Consider the following 14565-nt stretch of genomic DNA (forward strand, 5'->3'; position numbering starts at 1 on the left):
GCGACGCTGCCGCGCCCGGTACCGCAACCGGCCGCACAACCCCACCCCCCGCCCACAGCGGCCCCCCGACCCTCCCGCCAACAGGCTGGGCCGCCGTCCAACGCGCCCGCTCGCCTCAACGCCCGCGTGCCGCGGCCTACTTGGACGCCTACTTCACCCACCGCGCCGCCCTCAGCGGCGACCGCTGCGGCGGCACCGACGCGGGGATGCTCTGCGGGTTCGGCGAGCATGACGGTCGTACGGTCGCGTACGCGGCGCAGGCCGGGACGGCGACCCGGCCCGCCGGTTACCGTACGGCCGCCCGGTTGATCCGGCTGGCGGACCGGCTCGGGATTCCCGTGCTGACGCTGGTGGACACCCCGGGCGCGGCCAATGACGCCGAGGCGGAGCGGCAGGGGGTGGGTGCGGCGATCGCGGACGTGTTCGTCGCGGTGGCCGGCGTCCGTACGCCGATCACCACGCTTCTCATCGGCGAAGGCGGCTCGGGCGGCGCGCTGGCGCTGGCCGCGCCCGGCAACACCTGGGCCACACCGGACAGTTACTTCTCGGTGATCGCACCGGAGCTGGCCGCGGCGATCCTGAAGCGGCCGGCGGAGGAGGTCGAGGCGACGGCGGATCAGCTCCGTATCCGGCCGCAGGACCTGGCGGAGCTGGGGGTGATCCGGGGCGTGGCCGGCTGACTCCCGGCGGAATCCGGTGACATCTCCAAGCACCGTCCGTAACAATGGAGTTCGCACAGGTCACATACCTCACGGGGGAGCGGGCGGCGCCATGGACGGGTTGATGGAGTTCCAGACCGAGGGCGGCGCCATGGTGGTCGTGGAGGGTGTCGAGGACGAGTCGGGCGCCCGGCTGGTCTCGCGCGGCGACGGGCCGGCGCGGGCGGCGCGCACGTTCGAGGGCGCGCTGGACGGGGTCCGGGCGGCGGCCGAGTCCGCGTTGCGGGTCTTCCGGGACGGCTCGCTGCGGCCGGAGTCGGTGGAGCTGGAGTTCGGCGTGAAGCTGACCGCCGAGTCCGGAGCGGTCATCGCCAAGGGGTCGGCGGAGGGCCATTTGGTGGTGAAGCTCAGCTGGTCCCCGGGACAGACCCCGGCGGCACCGGAGGCCGCCGGCCGGTCATGAGCGGCGCTGCCTGGCACGCCCGGATCTCCTGCGGGAACGAGGTCGGCGCGGGCTTCCTGGTCTCCCCCCGCCGTGTCCTCACCTGCGCCCACGTCGTGCGCTGGAGCGGCACGTCGGAGGTGACGGTGACCTTCCCCGGCAGCAGAGGGCTCGATCCGCTGCTCGCCACCGTGACCGGCCACGGCGGCTGGTCGGGCGGCGCGGCCGGCCCCGGTGATCTGGCCGTCCTCGAGCTGGACCGCGAAGTCCCGCTGGCGCCCGCCGAGTTCGCACCGCCGGGCGCCGAACTGGGCGACCCCGCACCGACGCTCGTCGCATACGGCTTCCCCAAGGGGTACGACGAGGGCATGCTCGCCCGGTACCAGGCCGTGCCCGGCGCACTGGTCTCGGACGAGTGGCGTCAGCTGGAGGCCGTGACGGCCCATGGGCAGCCCCTGGCGGCCGGCTTCAGCGGCGCGGCGGTGACCCTCCCGGACGGCAGGGTCGTCGGCATGGTGGCGTCGGTCGCGGGTGCGCGGGACGTCCTGGTCGGGCGGATGCTGCCCACCCAGGTCATGGCCCGCTACTGGCCCGAGCTGGGCGAGCGGGTTCCCACTCCCGACCATCACCCCGATGCCGTACGGCGGTTGTACACGCTGGTGCGAAGGGCGGTGGCGCAGGACGTGGACTGCGATCCGAACCGGCTGTACGTCGATGCCGTGGGCCCCTTCGGGCCGCCGTTGCCGGAGGGCGGGTTCGCCTCGCTGGGGGCGGCGGCCGGGTATGTGCAATGGGAGGTGCCGGGCGCGGAGGCGGTGGGCCGGTTCGCCGACCGGCTGCAGGAGCTGCTGGACGCGCCGCCCGCCCGGCCCGCCGCCGCGCACGCATGGTCGCCGATCCTGGTCGAGATCGAGCACAGCGGTGCCGGCGTCGACCAGGTCACCGTCGAGGTGTCCGCCTACCGCGACGGGCACCGGCGGCGCATCGGGTCGCGCAGGCTGCCGCGCACCGCCGTACGGGCGTACGTCCAGGAGCGCATCGACGAGGCGTTCACCCAGCTCGCCCCGGACGCGGACGAGCTGATCACGTTCGTGCTGCCCCGCGAGTGGCTGAACGAGCCGGTGGCGCAGTGGGAGTGCGGTGAGGATGACTCGACCCCGCTGGGCTGTGCCTATCCGCTTGTCGTGGTGGACCGGTCCCGGCACCGCAGTGGGCGGCTGCGGCACCGGCTGGCCAAGCGGTGGCAGCAACTGGACGCCTGTGCCGGTGCGCGGCTGCACCGGGTGGAGTGCGGTGCCCCGGAGCGGCCGCCGAGCCTGCGCAAGCGGCTGCGCGACCACTCCGCCGACCTGGCGGGCTTCGCCTTCCCGCCGTCCACCGCGCAACCGCACTTCGAGGTCGGCCTCAACACCCCGGTGCCGGTGCTGCTGTGGTCGCGCACAGGCTGTGCCGACCTGCGGCACGACGGCCCCTGTTCCGGGGCCGCGTTCCTCGACGAGCTCGCCGCCTCCGTCGCCGATGTCCCGCCCGTCGAACTCCCGCGTCATGTCATGGAGTTGAGGGAGGCGGCGGACGCGGACGACGATCCGGAGAGCCACTGGGCGAAGGACGTCCAGCTGCTCTGGGACGACCCGCGCTGCTTCCCCGAGCCCGCCGCCTGCTCGCACTCACCCGTCGTCTGAGCTGCCCACCGACCACGACCACGACACGAACCACCCACGGAGAGAAGATCCATGCCCCTGTGGCCCGTCTACACCGGTACGACCGAGCCGCACGACGGCATCGACCGGCTGCCGCCACCCCCGCCCTGGCGGGCCTTCGACGGCGGCCCGGTGCTCGAGGCCCCGGACGGGGCCGCCGACGCGTCGGCCGTCTCCCCGGACCGCACCCATCGAGCCGCGACCTACCGGGCCACCCCGCAGACGGTCCAACTGGTCAACGCGGCCCTGTACTTGCGGCGCCCGCTGCTGGTGACCGGTCCGCCCGGCACCGGCAAGTCCTCCCTGGTGTACGCGGTCGCGCGCGAGCTGGGCCTCGGCCCGGTCCTGCGCTGGAACATCACCAGCCGAAGCACCCTGCACGACGGCCTCTACCAGTACGACCCGCTGTCCCGCCTGTACGCGGCCCGGCACACCCCGGCGGCGAAGACCGGCGACGCGGGCGGCATCGAGGACCATCTGAGGCTGGGCCCCCTCGGCACCGCCCTCCTCCCCTACGCACGGCCGCGAGCCCTGCTCATCGACGAGATCGACAAGAGCGACCTCGACCTGCCCAACGACCTGCTGAACGTGCTGGAGGAGGGCCAGTACGAGATCCCCGAACTGATCCGGGGCGCCCGCACGGCCGAGGTGATGATCGACGGCGCCGACCAGCGGGTGCCGGTGCGGCGCGGCCGGGTGCGCTGCCGGGCCTTCCCCTTCGTCGTCCTCACCAGCAACGGCGAGCGCGAGTTCCCGCCCGCCTTCCTGCGCCGCTGTGTGACCTTGCGCCTGCGCCAGCCCGACGACAGCCACCTCGCCGACATCGTCCGCGCCCACTTCGACGAGGATCCCGACGCCTACGCGCAGACCCTCATCGACCGTTTCCTGTCCCGGGTGGGCGGCGGCGACCTCGCCACCGACCAGCTCCTGAACGCCATCTACCTGGCCCGCTCCTCCGACCTGGCCGCCGAGTCCCTCGACGAGCTGGCCGAGCAGCTGATGCCGTATCTGAGCGAGGCACCACAGACCGATGCCTTCTGAGCGCCCCGGACCGCGCACGCCGCTGCTCCGCCTGGCCGACATGCTGGCCGAGGCGTCCGGCGGCCCGCACCCGACCCCGCTCGAACTGGCCGAACTCCTGTGGCTGGCCCGCCACATGGAGCCCCCGGCCGATACCCCGGACGCCCCTGCCGCTCAGGCCGCCGCCGATGTCGTACGCCCTATTGAAGCCGCGACGCAGACGCCACCGCCACCCCCAGCCGGGCAACAGGACGTCAGCCAGCCGTCCCCTCGCGCCCCGCTGCACCTGCCCGCGCCGACCACGACACCCCAGGCGACGACCGAACCCCACACCACCCTCCTGGCCCCCGCGCCCCCGATGCTGCGCCACCCCCTGGCCCTGCAACGCTCCCTGCGGCCGCTCAAGCGCCGCGCCGACGCCCCCGACCGGCTCGAACTGGACGAGCGGGCCACGGCCGACCGCATCGCGCGCCTCGGGGCCGCCCCCGAATGGTGGCTGCCGGTGCTGCGGCCCGCGCGGGAGCGCTGGCTGCGGCTGAACCTGGTGTACGACACGGGCCCGACCATGCCGGTATGGGGCCCCCTGATCCGGGAACTGCACACCGCGCTCGTCCAGTCCGGGATCTTCCGTACGGTCACCCTGCACCGCGCCCACCCGGACGGCACCGTGCGCTCCCTCCCCCTCCCCGGCGACGGCCGCACGGTCACACTGCTGGTCAGTGACTGCATGGGCCCGCAATGGCGGCAGGGCCCGGCCGGCACCCGCTGGTTCTCCACACTGGCCCGCTGGGCGCACCGGATGCCGCTGGCCGTCGTACAGCCCCTCCCGGAACACCTGTGGCGGGACACCGCGCTGCCGTCGACGCCGGGCCGCCTGTCGGCACCGCATCCGGCGGCACCGGCGGCCTCGCTCGCGTTCACGCCGTACGACGACGCCCTCGACGAGCCGGACGGCCCCGGCACCGTCCCGCTGCCCGTGCTGGAGCCGGGGCCGCGCTGGCTGGCGAACTGGGCGGCGCTGGTCGCGGCGCCGGGCGGGCAGGACTTTCCCGGTTCGGCGGCCCGGCTGGGCGGGCCGATGCCGGCCGCCTCCGACGACCGTACGGACATCACCGGCCTGTCCGCCGAGGACCTGGTCCTCCGCTTCCGCGCGACGGCCTCGCCGGAGGCGTTCCGGCTGGCCGGCCATCTCGCGCTGGGCCGCCCGGACCTGCCGGTCATGCGCCTCGTCCAGGCCGCCGTCGAGCCACGCCCACGCCCCCAGCATCTCGCCGAGGTGATCCTCAGCGGCATGCTCACCGCGGTCCCCGGCCCGGCCGGGTCGTACGCCTTCCGGCCCGGCGTGGGCGAACTGCTGCTGCGCAGCCTGCCGCGGACAGCGCGAGGGCGTACGGCCGAACTGCTCACCCGGGTGGGCGGGTTGATCGAGGAGCGGGCGGGAGCGGCGCCGGGTGAGTTCCGGGCGTCCACACCGGCGGCGGGCGGTACGCCGACCGTCGTGGACGGGGAGGCGTTCGCGACGGTCACCACGGAGAGCGTGCGGCAGCTGACGGGCCGGGGCGCCGGGTCGCCGGGGTCCGTGCCGCCGGTTCTCGCGGGCCGCTACCGGATGCTGGGCCTGTTCAGACCGGACGGCACGCTGTGGCGGGCCCACGACACCGAGGCGGACCGGACCGTCGTGATCCGGCGGCAACGGCCGGTCACCGACCCGGAGAAGCGGGAGGCCTTCCTGCGGGAGGCACGGATGCTCCAGGGCATCGGCCACCCCGGTGTGGTGACCGTCCACGACTTCGGCATCGAGGACGACACCCCCTACGTGGTGATGGAGTATCTGGACGGCATCCCGCTCAACGCGATGGCCTCGGTGGGCGGTTACGCGCTTCCGTACCCGCTGCTGGTGTCGATCGGGACGCAGCTCGCGGGGGCCCTGCGGGCCTGCCACCTGTCCGGCATCTTCCACAAAGGGCTCGAAGCAGGGCAGGTCGTCCTCCTACCGGACGGCACGGTGAAGATCACCCTCTTCACACCGGGCCGCACCCCCGGCCCTGATCTGCGGGCCCTGGCCGAGGTGCTGCTCGAACTGGCGGCGGTGACCGCGTGGCTGCGGGGGCCGGTGCACCCGGACCAACTGACCCATCTGCCGAGCAGCTTGCGTCCGCGGTTCGCGGAGGCCATCGACCGGTTGCTGTCCCCGGTCCCGGACACTCAGATGGAGGGCCTGGAACAGCTCACCGACCCGGATCTCCTGCCGACGGCCAGGGAGTCCTACGAGCGGCGCTACCACTACGTCCTGGGTCCCCTGCACGTAGAAGGCCCGACCGGCGACATCCCCATCCCCCCGGACCTGCGGCCCATGCTCGCCATGCTGCTGCTCAGAAACGGCCGCAAAGTGACGCACGACGAGCTGGCCGCCGCCGTGTGGGACCCGGGCGAGGCACCGGACGACACGGTGGCCGAGCTGGGCCGGCAGGCGGACGAGCTGCGCGCCCTGTTGGGCCCCGGCACCCTTGCCGTCCAGCCCGACGGCTACGCCCTGCACACGAGCGCCGACTTCGTCGACCTGATCGAGTGCGAACGGCTCGTGGCCCGCACGCCCCGCGACCGCGAGGCCTACGACCGGGCCCTGAACCTCTGGCGCGGCGACGAACCCCTCGCCGACGTCCCCGGCCCCGCCGCGCACACCGCCCGCGTCCGGCTCCAACAGCTCCGCCTCGGCTTCTACCGCTCCCGCGCCGAACTCGACCTGGAACGCGGTGAGTTGGAGCGCGCCGAGACCGACCTGGCCGACCTGCTCCGCGCCCACCCCGACCGTGAGGATTTCCGCCGCCTGTACATCACCGCGCTCCGCCGCCAGGGCCGTATCGAGGAAGCTCTGGAGGCGTACGAGGAGTACGAGGTGTCCGGCGGGCAGAATCCGGAACTGCGGACCCTGGGGCACGAACTGCGCGACGAGCTGGAGAGGTTCGACGACGCTCCGGAGGGCGGGTACGAGGAGCCAGCCGCCGACAGCACCGTCACCGACATCCTGCTCGGCTACGCCGCGGCGGCCGAGGAGCTGGCGTCGGAGGAGCCACTCCCCGAGGAGGACGTGCCGGTCGACCCGCGCGACGAACTTCCGCCGGAGGCGTTCGACAATGAGGACGACGAGCCGGATGCCGACCAACGCGACTGCGCCGCCTTCGAGTTCGTGGACGGCCCGCCGTCCGAAGAGGCGCTGGAGGACCTCCGCCGACTGGTCACGCTCCTGCTCACGGTGAGTGGTCTCAACTCCCACCCGCACGAACTGGTGGAGAGCCGCACGGGTTTCATGGTGCTGATGGCGCCGTACCTGGACAGCGCTCCCCTCTTCCGGGCGACCGTCGCCGGGTTGCCGGAGCTGCTCGAGCGCCTGGACGGCCGCCGCCTCCGGGTGGAGTTCTGGCAAACGTGGTTCCGGCCGGACGGCACCGAGGAGCACAGCGACCGGCCGGGAGCCGAGTCCGTGACGGCCGCGCTGGACGCTTCCGGTGCGCGGGCGGTCCTCGCCTTCTCGCACTTCTGGCACGAGGTCGAGGTCGGCGAGAGTCCGTACACGGATCCGGGGCTGTTCGAGCCGTTGGGCGACGGGACGGGGTGGTGTCTGACGGTCCAGCCCGTCGAGGTGCGCGAAGCGCCCGCGGCGGACGTCGTGGTCGACATCTCCGGCGCGGCCTACGACGTGGTCACGGCGTCGACCGACCCCGCGGTGCACGGCCCCTTCCCCATGCCGGCCGACGGCGGACTCGTACGTGCGGAGAGCGCGTCCGAGGCTGTCGTCCTCTCCCTCCCCGGCGGCGAACTCATCCCTGGTGACTCATCATTGGCCCGCGTCGCACCCGATGACGTCCGTGCGACGTGGAGCTACTTCACGGTCGACCTGACGGAGCGCGGCCTCGCGCCCGACGCCGTGCGCGGCGTCGAGGTGAGATGGTCCGTCAACGACCCGGTGAAGGCCGCGAGCATCCCCGGTCTCGACCTGCCCGGCCTGCTGACCGAAACGCTGCTCGGCGCGCGGGGCATGTACGGCCACGAACTGCGCGAGGCGTTGGCCCGGACGAAGGTGCCCGGCTATGTCATCCACTGGATCCTGCCCGCCGAGTTCCAGAGCGCGACGCTCGGCACCCGGCCCGACTGGTCCCGCCCGGCCAAGGCCTCCTCGGCCCTCATCGCCGACGCCGACGCGGTCATCCTCGCCTTCGACGACGTGCTCGCCCAAATGTTCCCGGCGGGCGCCGAGCTGGAGGAGCTGCGGGACGTGGCGTGGCTCAGCGCGCAGGCACGTGATCCCGAGGACGGGCTGAGCGGGCTGCCGCTGCTGCCGGGTGGCGGGCCGGTTCCGCCGCTGGAGGGGAACGCCAACGACCTCGATCTACTCAGGGCGTTCGCCGGGCACGGCCTGGCGCAGGAGGTGCGGCGCCGGATGGACTCGCACGAGGCGCGGGCGGCGGCGACCGCGCGGCCCACCCCGCTGTCCGACGAGTTGGTGAGCGCCCTGTACACGGCGAACGTCCCCCTGGCCGTGGTGACCGACCGGGCGACCGAGCCGGTCAGGAACCACCTGGAACATCGGGGCCTGACCCAGCACTTCGCGGGCGGCGTGCACGGCCGCGGCACCGACCTCGCTCTCCTCATGCCTCACCCGCACATCCTCCAGCAGGCCCTCGACTGGCTCGGCGTGCCCGCCGCCCGCTGCGTGATGATCGGCTCCACCCTCGCCGAGAAGGCCGCCGCCCGCGCCATCGGCCTGCCGTTCATCGGCTTCAGCGCGGACGAGCAGGCCCGGCGGCGACTGCGCGGGACGGACGCCGAGACGCCTCTCGTCACGAGCCTCCTTCCGCTCGTGACCGCCGCCCGATACCGCTGAGCCCACAGGACAAGGCAGCGACGCGCCGCGTGAAGATCAGGAATCACCCGTCCAGTCGCACCCCACCCGGCCCCCCACAACAGGCGGGCCCGGTCACGCCCCCCGCACGATGCGAGGGAGAGGCCCGCCGCCCGGCGGCCCGCGAAACGAGGCCGGCCGGCGCGTCCGGCGGCCCGCCACGCTCTGCACACTCGGGAGGATCTGCCGTGACCGACAGTCTGAACCAGTTGCGCCGTTGCCATTTCGCCGTCGACCTGGGGGCGGCACGGACCCGGGTCTATCTGAAGGGGGCCGGGCTCGTCGTCGACCAACCGTCGGCGGCGGCTGTGAACACCAGGACCGGTGCGCTGATCGCGGTCGGGGAGTCCGCGGAGCGGATGACGGGCCGTACGCCGCCCTACATCCGGGTCGTCAGGCCCGTATCGGGTGGCAGTGTCGTTGACATCGACATGGCGCAGCGCATGCTGCGGCATCTGCTCGGTGACAAGATCCGCCGCTCGCTGCGCCGCAAGCCGTTCCTGCGGGCCGCCGCCTGCACACCGCACGACGCGGACCCGCTGGCCCAGCGGGCGACGATCGAGACGCTCGTCGGGCTGGGTGCGCGCCGGGTCGAGCTCGTGGACACGCTGATCGCCGCCGCCGTCGGCTGCGGGCTGCCCGTCGAGCAGCCGGAGGCCACGATGGTGCTGGTGTGCGGGGCCGCCGCCACACAGATCGCCGTGCTGTCGCTGGGCGCGATCGTGACCGCCGAGCGGATCTCCGTGGGCGGCGAGGCCGTCGACCGCGCGATCGTGCAGCACCTGCGGCACCAGCACGAACTGATGCTGCCGAGCCAGTCCGTACGACCCCTGCAGCTCGCCCTCTCCGGCAACGGGCTCATGCCCCACGGGCCCACCTCCACCGAGATCCACGGCCGGGACGTCGCCACCGGTCTCGCCCGTTCCGTGCAGGTCGACACCGCCGCCGTACGCGACGCCATCCAGACTCCGCTCACCGCCGTCCTCGACGGCATCGGCAAGGTGCTGCGGGACTGCCCGCCCGACCTGGTGGCCGACCTGTCCGACCGAGGGGTCATGATGGTCGGCGGGAGCGCCCTGATTCCCGGGCTCGACCAGATGGTGCGGCAGGCGACCGGTATGCCGGTGCACATCGCGGAACGGCCCGACGTGTGTGCCGTACAGGGTCTCGGCTGCATGCTGGAGGGCGAGGTCGAGCCGATCGCGCTCGACACGAGCACGACGACCTGACGACGCGGGCCATCCACGGTCCGTCGGCTCGCCCGCTCACATCCAGGGGTCGGCCCCGGGGTCGCCGCCCGCCGCCACGGTCGCCAGGCGGTCCATGTAGTGCCCCCAGCCCTCCTCGTGCGCGGCGGATGCCTCCGGGGAGGGCAGGCCGCGGTGGGTCAGGCGCAGGAGGGTGCCGTCGGGGACGGGTTCGAGGGTGATCTCGATCGTGGTCGAGCCGGGCGGGACGGGCATGTCGCCCTCCGCCCAGCCAAAGGTGAAGACGAGGCGCTTGGGCGGGTCGATCTCGATGAAGCGGCCCTCGGCGATGTTCTCGCCGTTGACGTTCGTACGGTAGGCGCCGCCCGGTTCGAAGATGAACTCGCCGGAACGGCCCATCCAGGACAGCCACTTGTCCCGGTCGGTGAAGAAGGAGAACACCGTCTCGGGGCGGGCGGCGATGTGCCGCTCGACGGTGACCACGCCTGCGTTCACGAGGTGGCTCCTTCGGTTCGCGCGTCGCGCTCGGCGGCCTCCGCCAGCTCGGCCAGGGTGTCGAGCTTGGCGGCCCACATGGACTGGAGATAGTCGGCGAGCGGGCCCATGTTCTCCCGGTCGGCCCGGTAGAAGCGTTTCTTGCCGTCCTGGCGCAGCGTAATCAGGCCGGAGTCCCTGAGCACCTTGAGGTGCTGGGAGACCGCCCCGAAGGTGACATCGAACCGCTCGGCGATCTCGCCCGCGGACAGCTCGGCATCCCAGACGAGCCGCAGAATCTCACGCCGCCTGGGCTCGGCGACTGCCCGTACCGCATCCATGGGTTTCATTTTAGCCGCCGCTACAGTTTGCGCTTCGCGCGGATTTCATTTTAGTCTCGACTAAAGCGGCGACTGAAGCATGAACCATGAGGAAGGAACACCCATGAACACCCTGACCCCCGCCATCGAGGAATGTGCCGCCGCCGTCGCGGCCACCGCCTCCGCCATCCGTGTCGAGCAGCTGGGCGAGCGCACGCCCTGCGAGAAGTTCACCGTCGCCGAGCTGCTGGACCACCTCGGCGGCACGCTGGCGTCCTCCGCGCGGGCGGCCCGTAAGGAGCCGCAGTCCGAGGCGGACGCGGGGATGTCCCCGGCGATCGTCGCGCGGACCGCCACGGAGGTCGCCGCCGCGTGGGCCGGCCCCGGGGCCTACGAAGGCACCACCGTGTTCGGCCCCGGCGAGATGCCGGCCACCCTGGCCGCCACGGTCACCCTCGAGGAACTCGCCCTGCACGGCTGGGACTTGGCCTGCGCCACGGGTCAGCCCTTCACCCTCGGCGACGCGACTGCACGGGCCGTCCTCACCGCCGTCGAGCAGATCGCCGACCAGGCCAGGAGCAACGGCGGCTACGGCCCTCCCATACAGGTTGCCCCCGACGCCCCAGCCTTCCACCAGGCACTGGGCGCCAGCGGACGCGACCCTGAGTGGAACGGCTGAAGAGACAGGAGCCGGACGATGCCCCTCGACGAGACCGCCGAACGCGTGATCCCGCTGCCGCCCGAGCGGGTCGCCGCGTACGCCATGGACTGGCGCCACGACCACGAGTGGACCCAGGGCATCCGTACGGCGGAGCTGACGACCGAGGCACCCGGCGGCGGTTTCGGCCTCGGCGCCGAGGTGACGCGCACCGCGTACTTCCTGGGCAAACGCATCGACTACGTCCTGCGGGTGGCCGAGCACGACCCCGGTCACCTGCTGGACATGGTCTCCGTGGCGGGCCCGATGCCGATGCACATCACCTACACCTTCACCCCACACCCCCGCGGCACCCTGGCCCGCATCCGGGTCCGCGGCGAGGCGGCCTCGTACTACCGCCTGGCCACGCCCCTCATGGCCCGCAAGGTCCGCTCATCGATCACAAAGGACCTGCGCGACCTGGAACTCCGCCTGAAACCATGACCGGCAGGACATGGACGAGCGGGCCTGGTGGCGTCGGCTGCGGTTCGGCCGCGCCCCAAAGGGGCGCGGGGAACTGCGCGACCAGCCACAACGGACCCGCAGACGACCAACGACCCATCGCCGCACCACCAGCGGAGCGCCTACGTACGGGTGACCGTCCCGCACTCCTCCTCGCGGTTCGGGTCCGGAGTGCGGCTGCGGTCGTAAGGGTCCACGGCCGAACCGGAAGGCGAGGGACCCGTAGGGGTGTCCGAGTCGAAACCGGGGTGGAGGAAGCCGTCGTAGACGTCGCAGGCGGAGTTGCCGATCTCCTGGTCGTAGCGCTGGACGGCGAGCTTTCCCGGGGTGACCTGGTAGCGGGCGGGGTCGTCGAGGCGGAGGTCTAGCACGCGGCGTACGACGGTCCGGGCCACCTCGGTCGCACCGTCGCCCGCCTTCACCAGCGGGTAGACGAAGGTGTAGTCGGCGTGCACGGCGAGCGAGCCGTCCTCGCCGGCCTCGAAGGTCATCCGCCCGCGCGTCTTGACGACGTCACCGGCGAGGCGGACCTCGTCGGGGTCGAAGCGGCTGAACATGGTCAGGGGGTCGTGGTCCCTGTCGGGCTTGCGCAGCGACGTGTTGAGCAGCTGCACAAGCTCCGTCTGCTTCGGCTCGATCACGCCGAGCGCGGTCTCGGGCCGGCCGCCGCGCAGCGTGACCGGATCGAGGTTGGCGTCGACCAGCAACTCCCGCGTCTGCCGCAGGGCTTGGCCCACCCGCGCCGCGGAGAACGTGCCGACCGCGGTCGCCTTCGGCAGTACGATCCCGGCCGCGCCGTCGGCGTAGTCCTTGGCCGGTGACCCGGCGAACGGGTCGGCGAGCGTGGCGGTGTCCGGGGCCACCGAGGACGGCGGTGCGGTGGGGCGGGCGGTTTCGGCGGGCAGCGGGGAGGCAGCGGCGGCGTCCGAGGCGCCGGATCCGAAGGGGTTCCCGGGGAGCAGCGACGGCTTCACCGCCACCAGCGCGACGACGATCGCGACGGGAACACCGAGGATCGCCCACAGCCGACGCCGTGCCCCTCGCCGCTCCGTCACTCGCCGGTCGGGCCCGGCTCGCCACGCTTCGGGCGCCTGCCCCCGCGCGTCCTGCTCCCGCAACCGCGCGGTGACCATACGGGCCCGCGCGGACGGTTCCTTCGGCGCCGAGGCCGGGATCTCCCGCTCCGCGTCCTTGAGGAACCGCTCCCACTCGTCGTCGGAAATGGGCGTTTCGTCGGACGGCTGTCCGGCCATGCTGCTACTCCCCCTCGTGCACCGTCACCCCCAGGGCAGCGTCGCCCCCGCTGGGCCGGGGCTTACGCGCCGGCGTAAGTGTAAATGGGCGACGACTGGCAGGGCCCTGCCGTCAGCCGTCTGCGGCGTCGTCGTGGCTTGTCGCGCCCACGCGGCGGAGCCGCATATAGATACAGCCCCGCGCCCCTTTGGGGCGCTTCCGAACCGTCGGCCGACTCCACCCGACCCGCCTAAGGTGGCTGTATGGGTGGCGGCGTAGTGACGCTGTTCCTGTGCGGCGACGTGATGCTCGGACGGGGCGTCGACCAGATCCTCCCGCACCCGGGTGATCCGGCCCTGCGGGAGACGTGGGTCGCGGATGCCCGTTCCTATGTCGACCTGGCCGAGGCGGCGAACGGTCCTGTCCCCGCCCCCGTACCCCCGTCCTGGCCGTGGGGTGAGGCGCTGCGCGTGCTGGACGAGGCCGCGCCGGACGTGCGGGTCCTGAACCTGGAGACGGCCGTGACGCGCAGCGACGCGTTCGCGCCCGGCAAGGAGGTCCATTACCGGATGCACCCGGCCAACCTGCCCGCCCTGACGGTGGCCCGCCCCGACGTGTGCGTCCTGGCCAACAACCACGTCCTCGACTTCGGCCGCCCCGGACTCGACGAAACCCTCGGCTCACTCGCCGGCGCGGGCCTGCGGACGGCGGGAGCGGGACGGAACGCCGAGGAGGCGTACGCGCCGCCGGTGGTCCCGCTCGGTCACGGCCACCGGGTGCTGGTGTTCGCCCTGGGGGCGTGGTCCAGCGGCATCCCGCCCGACTGGGCCGCGACGACGGACCGGTCCGGTGTCGCCTACGTGCCCGAACTCTCGGCTGCCGAGGCCGCCGCGACGGTCGTACGCATACGACAGACCAGACGCGCCGGCGACCTCGTCGTCGTCTCCGTGCACTGGGGTTCCAACTGGGGCTACCGCGTCCCGCACGACCAGACCGCCTTCGCACACGCCCTGGTCGACGGCGGCGCCGATGTCGTTCACGGGCATTCCTCGCACCATCCCCGCCCGCTGGAGATCTACCGCGACCGGCTGATCCTGCACGGCTGCGGCGACTTCATCGACGACTACGAGGGCATCTCCGGCTACGAGCAGTACCGCGACGACCTGCGTCTCGCCCACCTCGTCTCGCTGGACGCGGAGACGGGGCGGCTGACCGGGCTGCGCCTGGTGCCGTTGCGGGCACGGCGGATGCGGCTGGAGTCCGCGCCGCCGGATGACGGCGCGTGGCTCGCCGAGACGCTGGGCCAGATAAGCGGCGGGCTGCGGATCGCCGTGGAGCGCGACGGCACGCTTCGGCTGGTGCTTGCCGGTATGCCGGGGTGAGCGTCATCAACTACCGGACGGCGTGAGGAGAGAGAGCCCGCCGTCGCACATCCGCACGCCGGACACCG

The 14565-nt window shown here is 72.9% G+C and carries 12 protein-coding genes; 9 read left to right on the top strand and 3 right to left on the bottom strand.

The genetic code is table 11. The features are described from left to right. The 6 genes from AB0I98_RS07170 to AB0I98_RS07195 all read left to right on the top strand — a co-directional run. The coding region (locus AB0I98_RS07170) for a carboxyl transferase domain-containing protein (protein ID WP_362936508.1) at window positions 1-680 on the top strand (680 nt) is incomplete at its 5' end. 91 nt (window positions 681-771) lie between these two features. Then, window positions 772-1122 (top strand): CU044_2847 family protein, encoded by a 351-nt coding sequence (locus AB0I98_RS07175; protein WP_362936511.1) that lies wholly within the window; start codon window positions 772-774, stop codon window positions 1120-1122. Then, window positions 1119-2783 (top strand): trypsin-like peptidase domain-containing protein, encoded by a 1665-nt coding sequence (locus tag AB0I98_RS07180; protein ID WP_362936513.1) that lies wholly within the window; start codon window positions 1119-1121, stop codon window positions 2781-2783. The genes AB0I98_RS07175 and AB0I98_RS07180 overlap by 4 nt, the downstream gene beginning before the upstream one ends. A gap of 51 nt (window positions 2784-2834) precedes the next feature. Further along, window positions 2835-3842: a MoxR family ATPase gene (locus tag AB0I98_RS07185; protein ID WP_362936516.1), complete on the top strand. Its 1008-nt coding sequence runs from the start codon at window positions 2835-2837 to the stop codon at window positions 3840-3842. Further along, window positions 3832-8703: an SAV_2336 N-terminal domain-related protein gene (locus tag AB0I98_RS07190; protein WP_362936519.1), complete on the top strand. Its 4872-nt coding sequence runs from the start codon at window positions 3832-3834 to the stop codon at window positions 8701-8703. The genes AB0I98_RS07185 and AB0I98_RS07190 overlap by 11 nt, the downstream gene beginning before the upstream one ends. A 206-nt stretch (window positions 8704-8909) precedes the next feature. Then, window positions 8910-9950, top strand: coding sequence for a rod shape-determining protein (locus tag AB0I98_RS07195; RefSeq protein ID WP_362936522.1), 1041 nt, complete (start codon window positions 8910-8912; stop codon window positions 9948-9950). A 36-nt stretch (window positions 9951-9986) separates the two neighbouring features. Here AB0I98_RS07195 and AB0I98_RS07200 read toward each other — a convergent pair whose 3' ends face one another. Continuing rightward, entirely contained in the window at window positions 9987-10424 is a 438-nt protein-coding gene (locus AB0I98_RS07200) for an SRPBCC domain-containing protein (RefSeq protein ID WP_362936525.1), read from the bottom strand. Further along, a complete protein-coding gene (locus AB0I98_RS07205) occupies window positions 10421-10744 on the bottom strand; it encodes a metalloregulator ArsR/SmtB family transcription factor (RefSeq protein WP_362936528.1) in 324 nt (107 codons plus the stop codon). Before AB0I98_RS07205 ends, AB0I98_RS07200 begins: the two co-directional genes overlap by 4 nt. Before the next feature lie 103 nt (window positions 10745-10847). Between AB0I98_RS07205 and AB0I98_RS07210 the strand changes: the two genes are divergently transcribed. Both AB0I98_RS07210 and AB0I98_RS07215 read left to right on the top strand, forming a co-directional pair. Next, window positions 10848-11402 carry a TIGR03086 family metal-binding protein gene (locus AB0I98_RS07210; protein ID WP_362936531.1) on the top strand — a complete coding sequence of 185 codons (555 nt, stop codon included), beginning with the start codon at window positions 10848-10850 and terminating at the stop codon, window positions 11400-11402. A gap of 18 nt (window positions 11403-11420) precedes the next feature. Beyond that, on the top strand, window positions 11421-11864 hold the full coding sequence (locus tag AB0I98_RS07215; RefSeq protein ID WP_362936534.1) for an SRPBCC family protein: 444 nt from the start codon (window positions 11421-11423) through the stop codon (window positions 11862-11864). Window positions 11865-12004: 140 nt separating this feature from the next. Here AB0I98_RS07215 and AB0I98_RS07220 read toward each other — a convergent pair whose 3' ends face one another. After that, a complete protein-coding gene (locus AB0I98_RS07220) occupies window positions 12005-13135 on the bottom strand; it encodes a hypothetical protein (protein WP_362936537.1) in 1131 nt (376 codons plus the stop codon). A 243-nt stretch (window positions 13136-13378) separates the two neighbouring features. Here AB0I98_RS07220 and AB0I98_RS07225 point away from each other — a divergent pair, with 243 nt between their 5' ends. After that, window positions 13379-14497 (top strand): CapA family protein, encoded by a 1119-nt coding sequence (locus tag AB0I98_RS07225; protein WP_362936540.1) that lies wholly within the window; start codon window positions 13379-13381, stop codon window positions 14495-14497. The last annotated feature ends 68 nt before the right edge of the window (window positions 14498-14565 follow it).

Source organism: Streptomyces sp. NPDC050211 (assembly GCF_040656035.1).
In the GTDB taxonomy this organism is placed as follows: domain Bacteria; phylum Actinomycetota; class Actinomycetes; order Streptomycetales; family Streptomycetaceae; genus Streptomyces.